Genomic DNA, 22281 nt, shown 5'->3' on the forward strand with positions numbered 1-22281 from the left:
CCTATTCCCGGCCCTCGGAGGCGGACATGGAATTCCCGACAGAACAAACCCTTCCGGCCCGCTTCCAGCGCGGCCTGGCCCTGGCCCCGGAGCGGACGGCGCTGCGCCACGGAGACCAGGCCTGGACCTACCGGCAGCTGCATGAACGAGCTCTGATATGGGCCGGCGCGCTGGCGGCCGCGGAGGCGAAGGCGGTGGGCGTCCTGGCGGCCAAGGGCCCCGAGGCCTACACCGGGATCCTCGCCGCGCTCTACGCCGGCGCCACGGTGGTGCCCCTGCGCCCGGACTTCCCGGCCGCCCGGCTGGCCCAGATGGCCGAGGCCGCGCAGGCCGACGTCGTGATCGCCGACGCGGGCGCGCTGCCGGTCCTGGAACAGGTCTGCGGCGGTCAGGGCCGGGCGGCGCTCGTGGTCGGTCCGGACGACGCGGCGACCCCGGTCGACGGCCTGCCCTTCGCCACGCTGAAGGCGGACCCGGCCGCGGCCCTCGCCGAGCCACGGCCGGTGGCCGCCGAGGACTTGGCTTACATCCTGTTCACCTCTGGATCGACGGGCCGGCCCAAGGGGGTGCGGCTGACGCACCGAGGCTTCGCGCACTACTTCTCACTGCTGGACGCGCGCTACGACTTCGCCCCGACCGACGTCTTCTCCCAGGTCTTCGACCTGAACTTCGACTGCTCGGTGTTCGACCTCTTCTGTGCCTGGGGCGCGGGCGCGGAGTTCACGACCGTGCCGCCGCAGGCCTTCCGCGCGCTGCCGGAGTTCCTGGCTGAGCGCGGCGTGACCGTCTGGTTCTCCACCCCCAGCGCCATCGACCTGGTGCGCCGCACCGGCGGCCTGGCCCCCGGCGCCATGCCCGGACTGCGCTGGAGCTTCTTCGCCGGGGAGGCGCTCACGTGCCGGGACGTCGAGGACTGGCGCCGGGCCGCACCGGCGGCGACCGTGGAGAACCTGTACGGCCCGACCGAGCTCACGGTGACCGTCTCGGCCTACCGCTGGTCCGACACCCGGACGCCGCGCGTGGCGGTCAACGGCGTGGTCCCGATCGGCGCCGTGCACGCCGGCCACGACGTCCTCCTGCTCGACGCCGACGGCAACCCGGCCGCCGAGGAAGGAGAGCTCTGCATCGCCGGTCCCCAGATGACCACCGGGTACCTGGACCCCGCCGACGGCCCCGGCCGGTTCCTGGAACGCAATGGCCTGCGTTACTACCGCACCGGCGACCGCGCGCGCCGCATCGGCCCCGGCGGCGAGGCTGTTACTACGGGTACTGATCTGGCGTACCTGGGCCGCCTGGACTCCCAGATCCAGGTGCAGGGCTGGCGGATCGAGCCGGCCGAGGTCGAGCACGCGCTGCGGGCCTGCGGGGTCCAGGACGCCGTCGTCGTGGGCGCCCCGACGGACGGCGGCGTCGTGCTCGTGGCCTACTACACCGGCGAGCCGCATTCGGCGGTCGAGCTGGTCCGCGGGCTGCGCGAGCAACTGCCGATCGGTGCGATCCCGCGCCGGTTCACGCGGATCGAGCAGTTCCCGTTGTCGCCCAACCGGAAGGTGGACCGCGGGGCGCTCACCGCCCTGGCCGCCGCCGAGCGCGATCTCTGATCAGGAGACAAGCACAAGCCACCAACAAGCCCGGAGCACCAAGAAGCTCGGAGCACCAACAAGCCTGAAGCACCAACAAGCCTGAAGCACCAACAAGCCCGGAGCGCCGTGTCGACCCAAGGCCGACACCGTGCTCCGGGCTGTCCGCGCCCGTGCGATAGTCGCGACGTCAGGCCCGAAGCTGATCGCCGCGAACCGTCGCGACCCGTATCAGCGCCCTGCCGCGAGAGCGTCGAGCGCGGGCTCGCGCAGTGCCTTGCGCGTGGCGCCCCCGTTCGCCGCGAACGTCAGGACGATGACCGTGGCCACCACTCCCAGATAGATGGCGGGCCCGATGTGCGGCACCACCTTGTCCGCCCGGGCGATGCTGAACGGCACCACCGAGGCCAGCGCCGCCACGGTCCCGGCCAGCAGGCCGGTGATCACCGTGATCACGCTCTCCAGCCGGACCATCCGCCGGACCTGCCCCGGCGTGCTGCCGACCAGCCGCTGCTGGCCGAACTCGCGCCGGCGGTAGACCGTCGAGGTGACCGCGAGGTTGATCAGCACCACCGCGGCGAAGACCGCGATCGTGGCGACGATGACGAAGTTCAGCGTCTCCACGTTCTTCGTGTCCTGGGTCCGCACCTCCCGGCCGGAGGACACCGCGTCGTTCTCGATGACCTGCATGTACAGCGAGCCGGTGGCCATCCCGACGAACAGGATGATCGGCATCAGCACCCCGGCCATCCGGTTCGAGCGCTGCCGCATGTTCAGGTCGGCCAGGTAGCCCGGGGCCCCGCCGAAGCCCCGGATCAGGCCGCCGACCAGCAGCCGGACCAGGCGCAGCAGCAGCGGGGACAACAGTGCCAGGCCGATGGAGACGTGGATGCACGCCTCGCCGGCCAGCGACATCGTCAGGTATCCCTTGTGCTTGAGCGCGGTGGAGACCAGGACGCCGCAGTCGCTGCCGAGCAGCAGGAAGAAGATGCCGAAGGCGATCCGCTTCTTGCTCATCTTCGAGGTCTCGACCGCGCCGGCGACCAGGGCCTCCCGCGTGCTGACGGTGGCGGCCCGGCGGCCGGTGATGTAGGCGGCGACGGCGGCGGCCAGGAACGTGTCGCCCAGGCCGATGCTCAGCGCCATCGGCCCGAAGTGGTAGGCGATGCCGTGCGTCACCTGGTGGGTGGAGGCCAGGGTGGCGACCACGGCGCGCCCGGCGAAGAAGCCGGCGGGCAGCGCCAGGACCGCGCCCAGCAGCGCGACCACCGCGGTCTCGCCCATGATCATGCGGGTGATCTGGCCGGGGACCGCGCCGGCCGACTTCAGCAGGCCGATCTCGGTGCCGCGCTGGCGCACCACGAGGTTCAGGGTGGCCGCGATCCCGAAGGCCACGATCAGCACCCCCCAGCCGTCCACCACGAAGCACATCGTGGTCAGGGTCTTCTTGTCCTGCTTGGAGACCCCGGCGGCGGCGCCGGTGTCGAACAGCGAGGAGAAGGCCATGAGGATGCCGGCGCCGAGGAAGACGTTGATGAACGTCGCGGCGAAGGAGCCCTTGCGCGAGCGCAGCGAGCTCAGAGCGAGGCGGAACACTGGTCAGGACTCCGATCCGGCGTGACGGCGGGTGACTTCCTCGCCGAGGCGGGCCATCTCCTCGGCCACCGAGGCCGGGTTCGGGTGCGCCATCTCGTCCACGATCTGCCCGTCGACCAGGAAGAGCACCAGGTCGGCGTGCGAGGCGGCGATCGGGTCGTGGGTCACCATGATCACCGTCTGCCCGAACTCGCGCACGGCCTGGTCGAACAGGTTCAGCACCTCGCCGGCCCGGTGGGTGTCCAGCGCGCCGGTCGGCTCGTCGGCGAACAGGATCTTGGGGTTGGCGACCAGCGCCCGGGCGATCGCCACCCGCTGCTGCTCACCGCCGGACAGCTGGGCCGGCCGGTGGCCGAGCCGGCCGGACAGGCCCACCCGCGAGACCACGGCGGCCATCCGGGCCTTGTCCACGCGCTTGCCCTCCAGCCGCGCCGGCAGGGTGATGTTCTGCTGCACCGTGAGGGAGGGCAGCAGATTGAACTGCTGGAACACGAAGCCGATCCGGCCGCGGCGGAACTTGGTCAGCTCGGTCTCGTCGCCGAACGCCATCGGCTGCCCGGCGATGCTCACCTGGCCGCTGGTCGGCTGGTCCAGCCCGGAGGCGCACTGCAGCAGCGTGCTCTTGCCCGAGCCCGAGGGGCCCATGATCGCGGTGAACGTGCCCGCGGCCAGGGACAGGTTCACGTTCTTCAAAGCGGTGACCGGCACTCCGGTCTTGTCGTAGACCTTGCTCACCGAGACCAGCCGGAGCACGTCGTCCTGCCGGACCTGGGTGTTTCCTCGAATCATTTTCTGCTCTCTCCTCCTGGCGATGCCCTTCCTGCCATATGAGGATCCTGCGGAGCCCGCCGGGAGTCAGGGGTGGAAACACCCCGGCGATGGTAGGCATAACTCCACCATTTCGGACTGGATCGGTGACCGAAGGGTCGGCGACCTGCACGACAGGGCCCTGATCCGCGGTCCGGCCGCCGGCGGCGTGAGCCGGCGGTGATCTGCCGGCAACAAGCGTGTGCTCCGTGCCGACACCCCTGGTGGAGGCGGGATTCGATAGGGGTTGAAGGGCCCGGGCCCGGCTGCGACATTCGAGACACTATGACGACGACCACTCAGACGACGAGTACTCAGACGACGAACGCTCAGTCGGCGAACGCTCAGTCGGCGAACGCTCAGAGCCAGGGCCAGAGCCAGAGCCAGGGCCAGAACCGGGCCCGCGCCGCCACCGGCGACTGGATCCGCCGCTTCCAGCCCGCCGAGGACGCCGCCGTGCGCCTGCTGTGCCTGCCGCACGCCGGCGGCGCCGCGACGTACTACTTCCCCGTCGCCAGGGCGCTGGCCCCCGAGGTCGACGTGCTGGCCGTGCAGTACCCGGGCCGGCAGGACCGGCGCACCGAACCGGTGATCGACGACATCCGCGCCCTGGCCGACCTGGTCACCGCCGAGCTGCTGCCGTGGTGCGACCGGCCGGTGGCGCTGTTCGGCCACAGCATGGGCGCCATGGTCGGCTACGAAGTGGCCCGGCGCCTGGAGGCCCAGGGCATCACGCCGCTCGGGCTGTTCGCCTCCGGCCGGCGGGCCCCCTCCACCGTGCGCGAGGAATCGGTGCACCGCCGCGACGACCAGGGCATCATCAAGGCCCTGAAGGAGCTCAGCGGCACCGGGGACGAGGTCCTCGAGGACGAGGACCTGCTGCCCATGGTCATCACCGCGGTGCGCGGGGACTACAAGGCGGTGGAGACCTACCAGGCCGACGACGGCCCGGTGCTCGGCTGCCCGATCCACGTGCTCACCGGCGACAGCGACGACATGACCACCGCGGAGGAGGCCCAGGCCTGGGAGCGGCACACCACGGGGGAGTGCCGTGTCGAGCAGTTCCCCGGCGGTCACTTCTTCCTCAGCGAGCAGGCGCCCAGCGTGATCGCGTCGGTGCGCGCCGGGCTGCGCGCGTGGGCGGCCGGGGCGCAGCACCCCTAGAAGGCACCGGGGGCCCGCACCCCGCCGACCGCCGAGGCGACGACGGCGGCTCGCGGGGCTGCGTGCGGACCACCGCGGACCCCTAGCCCGACGACGAGTCGGCCCGGCCCGAGCGGCCGGGCCGACTTTTCCGTGTTCACTGCTGCCTTCCGCGTCATTCCCGCGGCATTTCCGTAGAGGTTTTCCCGCGCCGCGCCGTTCCCGGCGGCGCGCCTGTTCTCAGGGGCCTGCCAGGGCCTTCTAGGGGTGGGGGCAGGCCTGTGAGCACTCCTAATGTGAGGCGCGTGCACCGCCTATGGCCGATCCGTGACTGAAGGGTGAGGGCAATATGGAAAAGCCCGAAGACAAACTGCTCTCCGCCCTTCGGGTCTCGTTGAAGGAGACCGAGCGTCTGCGCGAGCAGAACCGCAAACTGACCGACAGCGCGCGAGAGCCGATCGCGATCATCGGGATGGCCTGCCGCTTCCCCGGCGAGGCGGGCACGCCTGAGCAGCTGTGGGACCTGGTGGCCGGCGGCGTCGACGCGGTCGGCCCGTTCCCCGCCGACCGCGGCTGGGACCTGGAGGTGTTCTACGACCCGACCGGCGAGCGGCCCGGGACCAGCTACGTCGACGAGGGCGGCTTCCTGCACGACTCGCCGGACTTCGACGCCGCCTTCTTCGGCATCAGCCCGCGCGAGGCGCTGCTGATCGACCCGCAGCAGCGGCTGCTGCTGGACACCTCCTGGGAGGCGTTCGAGCGGGCCGGGATCCAGCCGCAGTCGGTCAAGGGCAGCCAGGTCGGAGTCTTCGCCGGCGTGATGTACCACGACTACCCGGGCGGCTTCGGCTCCTCCGGCGTGGTCTCCGGCCGGGTGGCGTACCACTTCGGCCTGGAGGGCCCGGCCGTGACGGTGGACACCGCCTGCTCCTCCTCCCTGGTCACCCTGCACATGGCCGCGCAGTCGCTGCGGGCCGGCGAGTGCTCGCTGGCCCTGGCCGGCGGCGTCAGCGTGATGTCGACGCCGCGCATCTTCGTGGAGTTCAGCGCCGGCCGCGGCATGGCCGCCGACGGCCGCTGCCACGCCTTCGCCCAGTCCGCCGACGGCACCGGCTGGTCCGAAGGCGCCGGCATGCTGCTGCTGGAGCGCCTGTCCGACGCCCGCCGCAACGGCCACCCGGTGTGGGCGGTCGTCCGCGGCACCGCGGTGAACCAGGACGGCGCCTCCAACGGCATGACCGCCCCCAACGGCCCGGCCCAGCAACGGGTGATCCGCGCCGCCCTGGCCAACGCCCGCCTGTCCGCCGACCAGGTCGACGCCCTGGAGGCGCACGGCACCGCCACCACCCTCGGCGACCCGATCGAGGCCCAGGCGCTGATGGCGGTCTACGGCCAGGACCGCCCTGAGGACCGGCCGCTGTGGCTGGGTTCGGTGAAGTCGAACCTCGGACACACCCAGGCCGCCGCGGGGGTGGCCGGGGTGATCAAGATGGTGATGGCCCTGCGGAACGGGGTGCTGCCGCAGACCCTGCACGTGGACGAGCCGACCCGGCACGTGGACTGGACCGCGGGGAACGTCAGGCTGCTGACGGAGCGGCGCGAATGGCCGCAGACCGGGCGGCCCCGGCGCGCGGCGGTGTCGGCCTTCGGGCTGAGCGGGACGAACTCGCATGTGATTCTGGAGCAGTTCGAGGAGGAGGCGGCCGAAGCCATTTCTGGTGATGGCGCCCACCTTGCGACTGCCAGGGCCGTGACCGCGTGGCCGGTCTCGGGCCGCACCCCGGCAGCCCTGGCCGCCCAATCCGAGCAGCTCCTGGCTTGGGCCGAAGCGAACCCGGGCGCCGAACCTGCCGACACCGGCCGGGCCCTGGCGCTCACCCGTACCCAGTTCGAGCAGCGTGCGGTGGTGGTCGGTGCGGGGCGCGAGGAGCTACTCGCCGGCCTGTCCTCGCTGGTCGCCGGCGAGCCGACTCGGGGTGTGGTGACCGGGGCCGGCGGTGGCGGCCGCGTGGCGTTCCTGTTCGCCGGCCAGGGTTCGCAGCGGCTCGGCATGGGCGCCGAGCTCTACCAGGCCTTCCCGGTGTTCGCCGCCGCGCTCGACGAGGTCTGCGCGCGCTTCGAGTACCCCCTCAAAGACATCATGTGGTCCAAGCCGGAGCTGCTGGATCAGACCACTTACACCCAGTGCGCGCTGTTCGCCTTCGAGGTCGCGCTGTTCCGCCTCTTCGAGTCCTGGGGCGTGCACCCGGAATACCTCGCCGGCCACTCGATCGGCGAGCTCGCCGCCGCCTACGTCGCCGGCGTCTGGTCGCTGGACGACGCCTGCACCCTCGTCGCCGCACGCGGCCGCCTCATGCAGGCCCTGCCGGCTGGCGGTGCGATGGTCTCGATCGCCGCGACCGAGGACGAGGTGCGCGCCGCGCTGGTGCCGGGTGTCGACATCGCCGCGATCAACGGACCGTCCTCGGTAGTGGTCTCCGGCGAGGCGGAGGCGGTGGCGAAGGTCGCCGCGGGCTTCTCGCGCACCAAGCAGCTGGCCGTCTCGCACGCCTTCCACTCCGTACTGATGGACCCGATGCTGGCCGAGTTCCGCAAGGTCGCCGAGAGCCTGACCTACACCGTCCCGCAGATCCTGCTCGTCTCGAACGTCACCGGCAAGCTCGCCGAGAAGGAGCTGTGCGACCCCGAGTACTGGGTCGGGCATGTGCGGCAGTCCGTGCGCTTCGCCGACGGCATCAGCTCCCTGGTATCCAGCAACGTCACCCGCTTCGTGGAGATCGGCCCGCAGGCGACCCTGACCGGACTCCTCGACCTCGACGGCGCCACCGCGCTGGCGGCGCTGCGCAAGGACCAGCCCGAGGAGCGCGCGATCGTCACCGCGCTGGCCACCCTGCACGCCCAAGGCATCGCAGTGGACTGGCACGCCTTCTACGGCGAGCCCGCCGCGCGCATCGACCTGCCCACGTACCCCTTCCAGCGCCAGCGTTTCTGGCTGGAGGCCTCCTCCTCGGACGGCGACCCGGGCTCCCTGGGCCTGGAACCGGTCGACCACCCGCTGCTCGGCGCGGCGACCGTCCTGGCCGACTCCGAGGGCGTCGTGCTCTCCGGCCGGCTCTCCGTCGCCACCCACCCCTGGCTCGCCGACCACCGCGTCGGCGGTCGGACGCTGCTGCCCGGCACGGCCTTCGTCGAGCTGGCGGTCCGGGCCGGCGACCGCGCCGAATGCCCCGCTGTCAGGGAACTGACGCTGCGGGCCCCGCTGGTCCTGCCGGAGCGCGGCGGCGTGCTGATCCAGGTGATCGTCGGAGCGCCGGAGGACGACGGCGCGCGCCAGGTGGCCGTCTACTCCCGCCCGGACGGACCGCCGACCGAGGACGCGTGGACGCTGCACGCCGAAGGCGTCCTGGCCGAAGGCGCCGACGAGTCGGTGTCCGACTCCGATTTCGCAGCCTGGCCCCCACCCGGCGCGCGCCCCGTGGACCTGGACGGCATGTACGAGGACATGGCTGCCGCCGGCGGCCTGGTCTACGGCCCGGTGTTCCAGGGCCTGCGCGCCGCCTGGCGCCGCGGCGACGAGGTCTTCGCCGAGGCAGCGCTGCCCGAGCACGTCCGGCACCACGCGGAGAGCTTCGGCCTGCACCCGGCAGTGTTCGACGCGGTGCTCCACGCGATCGGCCTGCTCGGCGAGGACGCCCCGGAGCCCTCCGAGGGCTCGGCCGCCCTGCCCTACATGTGGTCCGATGTGGAGCTGCACGCCGCCGGCGCGCCGGCCGTCCGCGTAAAGATCACGCGCACTGGCACTGGCACTGACACCGACGGCGCCAAGACCGTCACCCTGAAGATCGCCGACGCGGACGGCCACCCGGTCGCCTCGGTCGGATCGCTGATGCTCCGAATCTTCTCCGGCGCCGACACCGAAACCGCAGGCGCGGCCAAGGCGGGCAGCGACCTGCTCTACCGCGTCGAATGGTCCCGGCACGCCGCGCCGATCCAGTCGCAGACCACTGACACCGTCGCGATGCTCGACGCGATCGCACCTGAGGGCGACGGCCCGGTCCCCGCGATCCTCGTGCTGCCGGTCGAAGGCGGCCCGGACGCGGCCGCCGCCCGGACGGCGACGCACCGCGTGCTGGCCGCCGTCCAGACCTGGCTCGCGCAGGACCGCTTCGAAGCCTCGCGCCTGGTGCTGGTCACCCATGGCGCGGTGGCGCTGGCGGGGGAGGAGCCGACCGACCTGGCCGGCGCCGCGGTCCACGGCATGATCCGTTCCGCCCAGGCGGAGCACCCGGGCCGGCTGTTCCTTATGGACGCCCCGACCGGGCAGGACGTGCTCGGCCTGCTGCCGGGAATCGTCGCGGCGGAGCTGGCCGAGACTGCCGTGCGCGACGAAGAGGTCTGGATCCCGCGCTTGGTGCGAGTGCGTCCCGCGCCCGGGTCCGAGGTGGAGCAGCTGCCCTGGGCCGCAGCCGCCGAGCACCCCGGCAGCGTCCTGATAACCGGCGGCACCGGCGCCCTCGGCAGCCTGGTGGCCCGCCATCTGGTCGAGCGCCACGGGATCCGCCGCCTGCTGCTCGTCAGCCGCAGCGGCACCCGGGCGGCGGGCGCGGCGGAGCTGTCCGCCCAGCTGATCGCGCTGGGTGCCGACGTGGAGATCGCCGCGTGCGACCTCGGTGACCTGAAGGCCGCACGCGCTCTGCTCGCCAAGCGGAAGATCGCCGCGGTGGTGCACACCGCCGGTGTCCTGGCCGACGGGATCCTGGCTTCGCAGACCCCTGAGCGTCTCGACGCTGTGTTGGCGGCCAAGGCCGACGCGGCGTGGAACCTGCACACGCTGACCGAGCGTCGCGACCTGTCCGCGTTCGTGCTCTTCTCCTCGGCGGCCGGCGTGCTCGGCGCCCCCGGACAGGCCAACTACGCCGCCGCCAACAGCTTCCTGGACGCCCTGGCCGAGCATCGCAAAGCCCTGGGACGTCCCGCGCAGTCGCTGGCCTGGGGCCAGTGGGCGCTGGCCGACAGCATGGGCGGCACCGGCAAGGGCGCGGCCAACGCCTTGTCCGCCGAGGAGGGCCTGGCCCTGCTCGACACCGCGGCCGCGCTGGACGACGCCGCGCTGGTGCCGATCCGGCTGGACCTCGCCGGCCTGAGCAAGGACCCTGACTCCTTCCCCGATCTGCTGCGGGGCCTGGTGCCCGCGGGCCGGCGTCGGGCGTCGGGCCGCCAGGCCGGCGCCGAGCCGCTGCGCGCCCGGCTGGCCGGCCGGTCCGCGGCCGAGCAGTTGGACGCGCTGGCCGAGATGGTCCGGACGCACGTCGCGGCGGTGCTCGGCTACGCCGGGGCCGACGAGGTCGACGCCGACCGGGTGTTCAAGGACCTCGGGTTCGACTCGCTGACCGCCGTCGAACTGCGCAACCGGCTGACCGCCGCGTGCGGCGTGCGGCTGCGCGTGACAGTGGTCTTCGACTATCCGACCGCGCGGGAGCTGGCCGGGCATCTGCACGCCGAGATCTTCGGCGCGGACGCGGCCGAACCGCAGGACGCGCTGCCGGTCGCCGCCGACGACGAGCCGATCGCGATCGTCGGCATGGCCTGCCGCTACCCCGGCGGCGTGGAGTCCCCCGATGACCTGTGGCAGTTGCTGACCGCCGGCGCCGACGGGGTCTCGGCGTTCCCGACCGACCGCGCCTGGGACATGGACTACTGGCACGAGCTGGTCGCCGCGACCGGCAAGCAGCCGCAGGGCGGATTCCTGCGCGACGCCACGGATTTCGACGCGCCGTTCTTCGGGATCAGCCCGAACGAGGCGCTGATGATGGACCCGCAGCAGCGCAAGTTCCTGGAAGTGTGCTGGGAGGCCTTGCAGGACGCGGGCCTGGACCCGCTGGCCCTCAAGGGCAGCCCGACCGGCGTCTTCGCCGGCGCGATGCAGTGCGACTACGACGCCGGCCCCTCGGCGATGCTGCCGGACAACCTCTTCTACCGGGGCACCGGAACGCTCGGCAGCGTGGTCTCGGGCCGCGTGTCCTATCTGCTGGGCCTGGAAGGGCCGGCTGTCTCGATCGACACCGCCTGCTCCTCCTCACTGGTGGCCCTGCACATGGCGGCCCAGGCGCTGCGCCGCGGCGACTGCTCGCTCGCGCTGGCCGGCGGCGTCACGCTGCTGGCCTCGCCGGAGGCCTTCGCGCTGTCCGACATCCAGGGCGGCTCCTCGCCCGACGGCCGCTGCAAGGCGTACTCCGACCAGGCCGACGGGGTCGGCTGGGCCGAGGGCGTGGGCGTGCTGGTCCTGGAGCGGCTGTCCGAGGCGAAGCGGCGCGGCCACGAAGTGCTCGCGGTGGTCCGCTCCACCGCGGTCAACCAGGACGGCGCCTCCAACGGTCTCACCGCGCCGAACGGCGTGGCCCAGGAACGGATGATCCGCCGCGCGCTGGCGCTGGCCGGCCTCGGTCCGGCCGACGTGGACGCGGTCGAGGGCCACGGCACCGGCACCTCGCTCGGCGACCCGATCGAGCTCGGCGCGCTGTTGGCGACCTACGGCCAGGACCGTCCGGCCGACCGGCCGCTGTGGCTGGGCTCGGTGAAGTCCAACATCGGCCACGCGCAGGCCGCCGCCGGCGTCGCCGGGGTGATCAAGATGGTGCTGGCGCTGCGCCACGGGCTGCTGCCGCAGTCGCGGTACGCGCAGACGCCGGCCAGCAGCGTGGACTGGTCCGCCGGGAACGTGAAGCTGCTGGCGGAGAACGTGCCCTGGGAGCAGAACGGTCATCCGCGCCGCGCCGGCATCTCAGCCTTCGGATACAGCGGGACCAACGCGCACGTCATCATCGAACAGGCTCCGGCCGACGAGTCGAAGACGACGGCCGACTCGCCCGAATCGCCTGAGCCGTCGACGCAGGCTACTGCGATACTCCCGACACCCCCGCTGCTGCTCTCGGCCCGCACCCAGCAGGCGCTGCCCGCGCAGGCCGAGCGGCTGGCCGCCTATCTGCTCGCGCATCCCGAGCTGGACCTGTCCGACGTCGGTCACGCGCTGGCGACATCGCGGTCGGCGCTGCCGTACCGCGCGGCCGTCGTCGGCACCGATCGGGACGAGACGCTGGCGGCGCTGGCCGCACTGGCTGAAGACCGCCAATCCGCCGCGGTGGTCCGGGGGTCCGTGCGCACCGGCCGCAAGACGGCGTTCCTGTTCCCCGGCCAGGGAATCCAGCGCGTCGGCATGGGTCGGGAACTGTACGCCGCCCTGCCCGCGTTCGCTCGCGCCTTCGACGAGGTGAGCGAGGCTTTCAAGCCGCATCTGGATCGGGACCTGCGCGACGTGGTATTCGCCGAGCCGGGTTCGGACGACGCGGCCATCATTGATCAGACCTCGTACACGCTCGCCTCGGTCTTCGCCCTGGAGACCGCGCTGTTCCGGCTGCTCGAGTCCTGGGGTCAGAAGCCTGACTACATCCTCGGGCACTCGGTCGGCGAGCTCGCCGCCGCGCACGCCGCCGGGGTGCTGCCGCTGGCCGACGCGGCGCGGCTGACCGCGCACCGCGGACTCCTGATGCAGGCCCTGACCGGCGGCGCCGCAGTCGCGATCGAGGCCACGGCTGAAGAGGTCGAGCCGATGATCGGCGACCGGGTCGGTATCGCCGTGGTGAACGGGCCGCGCTCGGTCGTGGTCTCCGGCGACGAGGCCCCGGTGCTGGAACTGGCCGAGCACTGGAGCGCACTGGGCCGGCGCACGCGGCGGCTGGCGATCAACCAGGCGGTGCACTCGCCGCAGATGGATCCGATCCTGGACGAGCTGCGGGAGATCGCGGGCGGCCTGTCGTTCCAGAAGGCGCGCTTCGCCATGGTCTCCACCGTCACCGGGCAACTCGCCGCAGAGGGCGAACTCGGCGACCCCGAGTACTGGGTGGCCAACTGCCGGCAGACGGTCCGTTTCCTTGACGCGGTGCGCACGCTGGAGGCAGCGGGAGTGACCCGGTTCGTGGAGCTCGGCTCCGACGGCACACTCAGTGCTCTGACTCAGGGTTGTCTGAGCGAGGCCGGCGACGACACCGCGATGATTCCCTTGCTGGCCAAGGACAGGCCCGAGGTAGTCACGCTGCACCGGGCCGCCGGACGGCTGTACGCCGACGGCCTGGGCCTGGCCGCCACCGCGCTGGTCGGCTCTGTACTGGTCGCCGGCGGGCCCGCCAAGCGCGTGTCGTTGCCGCCCTACGCGTTCCAGCGCCGTCGCTACTGGCCCGACGTGGACCCCAAGGCCCTCAAGGGCGGCGGCGACCTGGCGGCCACCGGACTGGAGCCGGTGGAGCACCCGGTGCTCGGCACGGCCGTCGGGTTCGCCGACTCCGAAGGCATGGCCCTGATGGGCCGGCTCTCGCTGGGCACCCACCCGTGGCTCGCCGACCACCGCGTCGGCGGCGCGGTGCTGTTCCCCGGCGCGGGCTTCGTGGACCTGGTGATCCGCGCCGGTGACGAGGTCGGCTGCCGCCGCCTGGAGGACCTGGTCCTGGAGCAGCCGCTGATCCTGCCCGAGCGGGGCAAGGTGCAGATCCAGGTGGTGGTCGGCGCCCCCGACGAGGCCGGACGGCGGACGGTGGCCGTGTACTCGCGGGCCGACGCCGAGGACCCGTGGGCCCGGCACGCCGCCGGCACGCTGGCCGTCGACGCGCTTCAGGAGCAGCCGGAGGCACCGGACGAATGGCCGCCGGCCGGCGCCCAGGCCCTGGAGCTCGACGAGCTCTACCCGGGTCTGGCCGAAGCAGGGCTCGGATACGGTCCGCTGTTCCGCGGCCTGCGCGCGGCCTGGTCGCTCGGGCCGGAGGTCTACGCCGAGGTGAGCTTGGACCAGTCGCCGGGCGCGCAGGTGCTCGGTTTCGGCCTGCACCCGGCGGTCCTGGACGCCGCGCTGCACGCGATCGCGCTGTCCGGCGGCGAGGTGGCCTCGGGCCTGCCGTTCGCCTGGTCCGGGGTCGAGCTGTACGCGACCGGCGCGACCAAGGTGCGGGTGCGGGTGCGGCCGATCGACGGCGGCGCGGTGGCGATCGAGCTGGCCGACCAGGCCGGGGCGCCGGTCGCGGCGGTCGAGTCGCTGCTGTTGCGCGGCGGGACGGACCTCGGCGCATCGCCGGCGTCCGGGACGCACAAGGCGCTGTTCGGCGTGGACTGGCTGCCCGCCGCGCTCGCGAGTGTCGACGAGGCGTCGCCGGTGCGGATCGTCGAGCAGCCGAATCCAGGGATGGACGCAGCCTCGGTTCACGAGGCGACGCGCGCCGTGCTGGCGATACTCCAGAGCGAGGTGGCCTCCGCCGAGGGCGAGGACGCCGAGGACGTGCCCGCCGAAAGCACGCTGGTCTTCGTGACGCGCGGTGCCGTGGCGCTGCCCGGCGAGGACATCTCCGATCTCGCCGGAGCCGCTGTCTGGGGTCTGATCCGCTCGGCCCAGGCCGAGTACCCGGGGCGCTTCGTCGTCGTCGATGTGGATGAGGACCCTGCTTCGATCGCGATGGCGGTGGTGCTGGCCGGATCCGGTGAGCCGCAGGCCGTGGTCCGTTCCGGCAAGGCCTGCGTACCGCGCCTGATCCGGCCGCGCGCCGTGGCGGCGGCCGGCGAGCCCGCGAGCGTCTTCGGCGCCGAGGGCACCACGCTGGTCACCGGTGCGACCGGGACCATCGGCGCGCTGGTCGCCCGCCACCTGGTGACCGAGCACGGCGCGCACCGCCTACTGCTGGTGAGCCGCAGCGGCACACTGCCGGAGGAGGCCGCTGCGCTGACCGGCCTCGGCGCGCACGTCGAGGCCGCGGCCTGCGACCTCGCCGACGCCGACGCGGTGACCGCGCTGCTCGCCGGCATCCCGGCCGAACACCCGCTGACCGCGGTCGTGCATCTGGCCGGTGTGCTCGACGACGGAGCGATCCCGGCGCTGACCGGCGACCGGCTCGACGCGGTACTGCGCCCGAAGGTGGATGCCGCGCTGAACCTGCACCGGCTGACGCAGGATGCTGACTTGTCCGCCTTCGTGCTCTTCTCCTCGGCTTCCGGGCTGTTCGGCAACCCGGGCCAGGGCAACTACGCGGCGGCGAACGCCTTCCTGGACGCGCTGGCCGCGCATCGCCGGGCTCAGGGTCTGGCCGCTCAGTCGCTGGCCTGGGGTCTGTGGGCGCAGACGCTCTCGACCGCGCAGCAGGCTCGGATGGCGCGTGCCGGGATGGGGGCGCTGTCGGCCGAGGAGGGGATGGAGCTTCTCGACGTCGCGGCATCGCGGCCGGAATCGCTCCTGGTGCCCGCTAAGCTTCTGCTTTCCTCGGGCTCCGGCAGTGCGGCTTCGACTACTGAGATACCGCATCTGCTGCGGGCGTTGGTGGCGCCGTCCCGGCGTTCGGCGGCGGCCGCCGCGGCGCCGGCGGACGCGGCCGGGCTACGGCGTCGGCTGCAGGCGATGCCCGCGGCGCGGCGCGCTGAGACGGTGCGCGAGCTGGTGTTGGACAGCGTCGCGCAGCTGCTGGGGTACCCCGGTGCCGAGTCGGTGGACCCGCACCGGCCGTTCCTGGAACTGGGCTTCGACTCGTTGACCGCGCTGGATCTGCGCAACCGGCTCAACGCGGTCACCGGGCTGCGGCTGCCTCCGACGGTCATCTTCGACCTGCCCGACTCCGAGGCGCTGGCGGCGCATCTGCTGGCCGAGCTCGACGACGGATCGGTTGCCGCTGACAGCACCGAGCAGGAGAGGACGCCTGACTCCGGCTCGGGCGACGCCGCCTCGGACGGGCTGCGCCAGCTGTTCGTCGAGGCGGTCCGGCTCGGCAAGACCCGCGAGGGGCTGGCCGTACTCGGCTCGGCGGCGAATCTGCGGCCCTCGTTCGGCTCGCTGGCGGACTACGGTCCGCCGCCGGCCGCGCTGGCGCTGGGCGGCGAAGCGGGGCTGCCGAGGCTGCTGTGCCTGTCCACGCCGGTGGCTATGGGCGGTGCGTATCAGTACGCGAGGATCGCGGCCCGGCTGCGCGAGGCGGCCCAGGTGTCGGTGCTGCCGATGCCCGGGTTCCTGCCGGACGAGGCGCTGCCCGCGTCGGCGGACGCGGTCGCCGAGGTGCTCGCGGCGGGCGTGCTGGCGGCCACGGACGGTGAACCGTACGCGCTGCTCGGCTACTCCTCCGCAGGGGTCTTCGCCTACGCGGTCGCGGCCAGGCTCGAAGCGGCCGGCCGGGGTCCGGCGACGGTGGTGCTGCTGGACACCTATCCGGTGGGCGGCGCGGCTGCCGGCGATGGTGATGGCGACGGAGACGCAGGCGGTGGCGGTGGCGGTGGCGGTGGCGGAGAAGAGGACCGGGCCAAGGTCGTGGTCGACATGGCTGCCGGGATGCTCCAGCAGGAGTCGGAGCAGGGAGCCCTGGACCGCACCAAGCTGACCGCGATGGCCCGGTACATGGAGTTGCTGCCGACCGTCCCGGTCGAGGGACTGCTCGCCTCGACGCTGTTGCTGCGGCCCGAGCGACGCTTCGCGATCGGCGGCGCGGCTCCCGGCGATGCCGCCGGCTCGGAGGGCTGGCGCACCAACTGGAGCCTGGCCGATCGGGTGCTGACCATCCCCGGCGACCACTTCAGCATCGTCGCGGACGACGCGCCGTCCACCGCGGAGTCGGTGGCCGCATGGCTCGTCGCGGAACTGGGGGGAGAGGGACAGTGACGGACAACGGCGAGGAAAAGCTTCTCAGCTATCTGAAACGCGCCACCACCGACCTCCGGGAGGCGCGCCGGCAGCTGCGCGATGTCGAGCAGCGTGCCACCGAGCCGCTGGCCATCGTCGGCATGGCGTGCCGCTACCCCGGCGGGGTGACCGAGCCGCGGGATCTGTGGCGCCTGGTCGCCGAGGGCACCGACGCGGTCGGGCCGTTCCCGGCCGACCGGGGCTGGGATCTGGAGCAGGTGTACGACCCCACCGGGGAGCGTCAGGGCACGAGCTATGTCAACGAGGGCGGGTTCCTCGACGGGGCCGGCGGCTTCGACGCCGAGTTCTTCGGGATCTCCCCGCGTGAGGCGCTGACCATGGATCCGCAGCAGCGGCTGCTGCTGGAGGTCAGCTGGGAGGCGCTGGAGCGGGCCGGGATCGTCCCCGCGACGCTCGTCGGCAGCGCCACCGGCGTCTTCGCCGGGCTGATGTACCACGACTATCCCGGCAGCACGTGCATCGGGAGCGTGGTCTCCGGCCGGGTCTCCTACACGCTGGGGCTGGAGGGCCCGTCGCTGTCGGTGGACACGGCGTGCTCGTCCTCGCTGGTCGGACTGCACCTGGCGGGGCAGGCACTACGCCGCGGGGAGTGCTCGCTGGCACTGGTCGGCGGAGTCGCCGTGATGGGCACGCCCGGAACGTTCGTCGACTTCAGCGAGCAGCGCGGCCTGTCCCCGGACGGACGGTGCAAGTCCTTCGCCGCGGCGGCTGACGGAACCGCGTGGGCCGAGGGCGCCGGCGTACTGGTCGTCGAGCGGCTGTCGGACGCGGTGCGCAACGGCCGCCGCATCCTGGCACTCGTCCGCGGCACCGCGGTGAACCAGGACGGCGCCTCCAGCGGCCTGACCGCCCCCAACGGCCCGGCCCAGCAGCGGGTGATCCGCGCCGCCCTGGCCGCCGCCGAGCTGACCGCGGCCGACGTCGACGCGGTCGAGGGCCACGGCACCGGCACAACGCTCGGCGACCCGATCGAGGCCCAGGCGCTGCTGGAGACGTACGGCGGCGACCGGCCGGCGGACCGGCCGCTGTGGCTGGGGTCGCTGAAGTCGAACTTCGGGCACGCACAGTCCGCCGCCGGCGTGGCCGGGATCATCAAGATGGTGCTGGCCATGCAGCATGGGCAGCTGCCCCGCACGCTGCACGTCGACGCGCCCTCGCCGCACGTGGACTGGACGGCCGGCGCGGTGCGGCTGCTCACCGAGGCGGTGGCGTGGCCGGCGGGGGAGCGGGTGCGGCGGGCTGGGGTGTCTTCGTTCGGGATCAGTGGGACGAATGCGCATGTGATCATTGAGGAGGCCGGGGAGTACGCCACCACACCTGCTTCTGAAAATGAGCGGGGAGTAGCGGTAACCGCCTGGCCGGTGTCCGGTCGTTCTCCGGCGGCGTTGAATGAGCAGGTTGAGCGGCTGCTGGCTTGGGCTGAGGGCACCCCGGAGCTCGATCCGGTTGCCGTCGGTCGGGCGTTGGCGTTGTCCCGCACGCATTTCGAGCATCGCGCGGTGGTGGTCGGTGCCGGTCGCGATGAGCTGTTGTCGGCTCCGGTGCTGACTGGTGTTGCCACTGGCGGCAAGACCGCGTTTTTGTTCTCGGGTCAGGGTTCGCAGAAGCTTGGCATGGGAGCCGAGCTTTATAAGGCGTTCCCGGTGTTCGCCTCGGCGCTCGACGAGGTGTGCGCGGGTTTCGACCATCCCCTCAAAGACGTCATGTGGTCAGAGCCCGAGCTCCTGAATCAGACTGCGTTCACCCAGTGCGCGCTGTTCGCCTTCGAGGTGGCGCTGTTCCGGCTGTTCGAGTCCTGGGGCGTGCGTCCGGACTTCCTTGCCGGGCACTCGATCGGCGAGCTCGCTGCCGCGTATGTCGCCGGCGTGTGGTCGCTGGAGGACGCCTGCACCCTCGTCGAAGCGCGGGGCCGGCTGATGCAGGCACTGCCGGGCGGCGGTGCGATGGTGTCGATCGCGGCGACGGAAGCCGAGGTCCAGGCCGCGCTGGTGCCGGGTGTGGATATCGCTGCGGTCAATGGCCTGGCGTCGGTTGTGGTGTCGGGTGAGGCGGAGGCGGTGGCGAAGGTCGCGGCCGGTTTTGCGCGCACCAAGCAGCTGAATGTCTCGCATGCTTTCCACTCGGCGCTGATGGATCCGATGCTGCCGGTGTTCCGCAAGGTCGCTGAGAGCTTGACCTACAATACTCCGCAGTTCAATCTGCCCGAGGAGCTCTGCGATCCGGAGTACTGGGTCAGCCATGTGCGGCAGCCGGTGCGGTTCGCCGATGATGTCAGCATTCTGGCAGCCAACGGCGTCACCCGCTTCGTCGAACTCGGCCCGCAGGCGACGCTCACCCCACTGGTCGACGTCGAGGACGCCGTCGCGATCGCCGCACTGCGTAAGGACCAGCCCGAGGAACGTGCGGTCGTCACTGCGTTGGCCAACTTGCACGCGCACGGCGCCGCAGTGGACTGGCACTCCTTCTATATAGACGCCGATTCCTCGCTGCCCGACCTCCCCACCTACGCCTTCCAGCACGAGAACTACTGGCTGATCCCTCCGACCGAGCACAGCGACCCGGCCTCCCTCGGCCTGGAGGCTGTCGAGCACCCGCTGCTCGGCGCGGTCACCTCGCTGGCCGGCACCGATGCGGTCGTGCTGTCCGGCCGGGTGTCGGCGGCGGCGCAGCCGTGGATCGCCGACCACGTGGTGCTCGACACGGTGCTGTTCCCGGGGACCGGCTTCGTCGAGCTCGCGATGCGGGCCGGCGTGGGGACGGGGTGCGAGACCGTCAGGGAGCTGATGCTGGAGGCTCCGCTGGTGGTGCCCGAGGGCGGTGCCGCGGTTCAGGTGAGTGTCGAGGGACCGGATGCCGACGGCCGGCGGTCGTTCGGCATCCATTCCCGCGACGGTGACGGTGCGTGGACTCGGCATGCCACCGGCATTCTGGATTCCGAGCCTGCCGAGCCTGCCGAGCCTGCCGAGCCTGCCGGGGCTGCCGCGTCCGGGCCGGATCTGGTGCGGTGGCCGCCGCCCGGTGCCGTGCCGATCGAGGTGGACGGCGGGTATGAGCGGCTGGCCGAGGCCGGGTACCGGTACGGTGCCGCGTTCCGCGGTCTGCGTGCCGCGTGGCGTGACGGCGACGATCTCTACGCCGAAGTCGCGCTTCCCGAGTCGGCGTTCGCCGATGCCGCCGCGTACGTCCTGCACCCGGCGCTGCTCGACGCGGCGCTGCACGTCCAGTTGCTGGCCGACGCTTCCGGTTCCTCTGATGTCGAGCCGCAGCCGGTGGTCCCGTTCGCGTGGAGCGGTGTCGCCATCGCGGCGCCCGGGGTCGGGGCGGTGCGGGTGCGCATCAGTCCGGTCGGTCCGGACACGGTGTCCGTGACGCTCGCGGACAGCTCCGGGTTGCCGGTCGCCACGGTTCAGGGCCTGGTGGCGCGTCCGATCGGCGCGGGACAACTCGAGCGTGGGGTCGGGGATCTGCTGTATCGGCTGGAGTGGGAGCCGGCCCCGGCTGGCGAGTCGGCAGGACCGGAAGCCAGGGTCCTGAGAGTCGCGGCCCAGGCCGGAAGCGATGTTCCGGAGGCTTTGCGCTCGGTATTGGCCGAGGTGCTTGAGGCTGTTCGGGACCACCTGGACGACGAGGGCCGGTTGGCGGTGGTCGCTGACAGCTCGTTGCCGATCGGGGCCGCTGTCTGGGGTCTGATTCGCGCCGCCGAGGCGGAGAACCCCGGCCGGTTTGTGGTGGTAGATGCCGACGCCGACACCGCCGACGCCGAATTGCTCGCCCTGGCCATGGCCACCGGCGAGCCCGAGGTCGCGATCCGTGGCGGCGAGGTGCTCATGCCTCGGCTGCGTCGTGCGCCGGAGGCGGTCGGCGAGCCGGTGCGCTGGGATCGGGACGGGACCGTGCTGATCACCGGTGGGACCGGGGGGCTGGGTGCGCTGCTGAGCCGCCATCTGGTCGCCGTGCACGGGGTTCGCAGGCTGCTGCTGACCAGCCGTCGCGGGATGCAGGCGGCTGGGGCGCGCGAGTTGTGTGCGGAGCTGGCCGAGTTCGGTGCGCACGTTGAGGTGGCGGCCTGCGACATCGGCGATCGTGATGCGGTCGCCGCGCTGCTGGCGGGGATTCCGGCCGGGCATCCGCTGATCGCGGTCGTGCACGCGGCGGGTGTGGTCGGCAGCGGTTTGGTGGAGACGCTGACGCCGGAGAGTCTCGACGCGGTGTTGCGGCCCAAGGCTGATGGTGCCTGGTACCTGCACGAGCTGACCGCCGGGCTGGACCTCGCGGCCTTCGTGCTCTTCTCCTCGGCGGCGGGCCTGGTGCTCGGCGCCGGGCAGGCCGACTACGCCGCGGCGAACGCGTTCCTTGACGGGCTGGCCGCGCATCGGCGAGCCGCTGGGCTGGCCGGATTGTCGCTGGCCTGGGGTGCCTGGTCGATGGACGGCGGCGGGATGGCGGGGGAGCTGGACGAGGCCGGCGCGCGTCGGTTGCGGCGTCTGGGGATGCCGCCGATCAGTGCCGCGGAGGGGTTGGCGCTGTTCGACGCCGCGCTGAGCAGTGTCGGCGCCAAGCCTGGCGATTCTGCCGATGCTCCAAGCACCGCCGCGCCGGGCCGCACTGCCGATGCTCCAAGCACCGCCGCACCGGGCCGCACTGCCGCTGGGTCGACCGCCGCCGGGCCGGGCCGTACTGCCGCTGGGCCGACCGCCGCAGCTGCCGCGCCGAGTGCCGCGGCCACGGCGCCGAGTGCCGCGTCCACCACCACCGCCCTCCTCGCCCCCCTCCGCCTCGACCTCACCGCCCTGCGAGCCCGCACCGACCAGCTCCCCGCGGTCCTCCGCGGCCTGGCCGGCGCACGCACCAGGACGCGTCCGGCCGAATCCGGCCGTAGCCTGCTGCGCAGCCTCGCCGCGCTGCCCGAGGCCGAGCGTGACGAGCACCTGCTGGCCGTCGTCACGGCGCGCGCCGCCGCCGTCCTCGGCCACGCCTCCGGCTCCGCCGTGCGGCCCGATCGGGCGTTCTCCGAGCTCGGGTTCGACTCGCTGACCGCGGTGGAGCTGCGCAACCAGCTCGGTGCGCTGGTCGGGCGCGCGCTGCCGGCGACCTTGGTGTTCGACCATCCGACGCCGGTCGCGCTGGCCAAGTATCTGCGGGGGCTGATCGATCCGGCTGCGGAGGGCGGGGCCTCGCCGGTGCTGGCCGAGCTCGACCGGCTGGAGGCGCTGCTGGCCGACGCCGATCCGGACGATGCGGCCGGGCCCGGGCGCGCGGTCGTCGCCACCCGCCTGGAGAGCCTGCTGCGCCGTTGGCAGGACCGGGGCGCGGTCGCCGGCGAGGAGCCGGACAAGGACTGGGGACAGGCCACTGACGATGAGCTCTTCCAGGCGCTCGACCAGGAGTTGGGCGTCCAGTGAACGGGTCGGCTGCCGGTCAGCGTGGACAGAAGAGGCGGAG

Annotated in this window: 6 protein-coding genes; 4 read left to right on the forward strand and 2 right to left on the reverse strand. The window is 72.6% G+C overall.

Annotated elements, in window-relative coordinates; all coding sequences use genetic code 11:
• Positions 1-26: 26 nt before the first annotated feature.
• Positions 27-1601, forward strand: a complete 1575-nt coding sequence (locus ABH926_RS15825) for an AMP-binding protein (protein WP_370366315.1) — start codon at positions 27-29, stop codon at positions 1599-1601.
• A 210-nt stretch (positions 1602-1811) separates the two neighbouring features.
• On the opposite strand, the gene ABH926_RS15830 is transcribed toward ABH926_RS15825, so the two are convergent.
• Together ABH926_RS15830 and ABH926_RS15835 are read right to left on the reverse strand one after the other, a co-directional pair.
• Complete coding sequence (locus ABH926_RS15830; protein WP_370366316.1) at positions 1812-3176, reverse strand: FtsX-like permease family protein; 1365 nt, start codon at positions 3174-3176, stop codon at positions 1812-1814.
• Between the two features lie 3 nt (positions 3177-3179).
• Positions 3180-3965, reverse strand: a complete 786-nt coding sequence (locus tag ABH926_RS15835) for an ABC transporter ATP-binding protein (RefSeq protein ID WP_370366317.1) — start codon at positions 3963-3965, stop codon at positions 3180-3182.
• A gap of 303 nt (positions 3966-4268) precedes the next feature.
• Between ABH926_RS15835 and ABH926_RS15840 the strand changes: the two genes are divergently transcribed.
• The 3 genes from ABH926_RS15840 to ABH926_RS15850 all read left to right on the forward strand — a co-directional run bounded on the left by ABH926_RS15840 (position 4269) and on the right by ABH926_RS15850 (position 22241).
• A complete protein-coding gene (locus ABH926_RS15840; RefSeq protein WP_370366318.1) occupies positions 4269-5147 on the forward strand; it encodes a thioesterase II family protein in 879 nt (292 codons plus the stop codon).
• Positions 5148-5475: 328 nt separating this feature from the next.
• A complete protein-coding gene (locus tag ABH926_RS15845; protein ID WP_370366319.1) occupies positions 5476-16797 on the forward strand; it encodes an SDR family NAD(P)-dependent oxidoreductase in 11322 nt (3773 codons plus the stop codon).
• Positions 16761-22241: an SDR family NAD(P)-dependent oxidoreductase gene (locus ABH926_RS15850; RefSeq protein WP_370366320.1), complete on the forward strand. Its 5481-nt coding sequence runs from the start codon at positions 16761-16763 to the stop codon at positions 22239-22241. The genes ABH926_RS15845 and ABH926_RS15850 overlap by 37 nt, the downstream gene beginning before the upstream one ends.
• Positions 22242-22281 lie beyond the last annotated feature (40 nt).

Origin of the sequence: Catenulispora sp. GP43, from assembly GCF_041260665.1 — a bacterium.
Classification (GTDB): domain Bacteria; phylum Actinomycetota; class Actinomycetes; order Streptomycetales; family Catenulisporaceae; genus Catenulispora.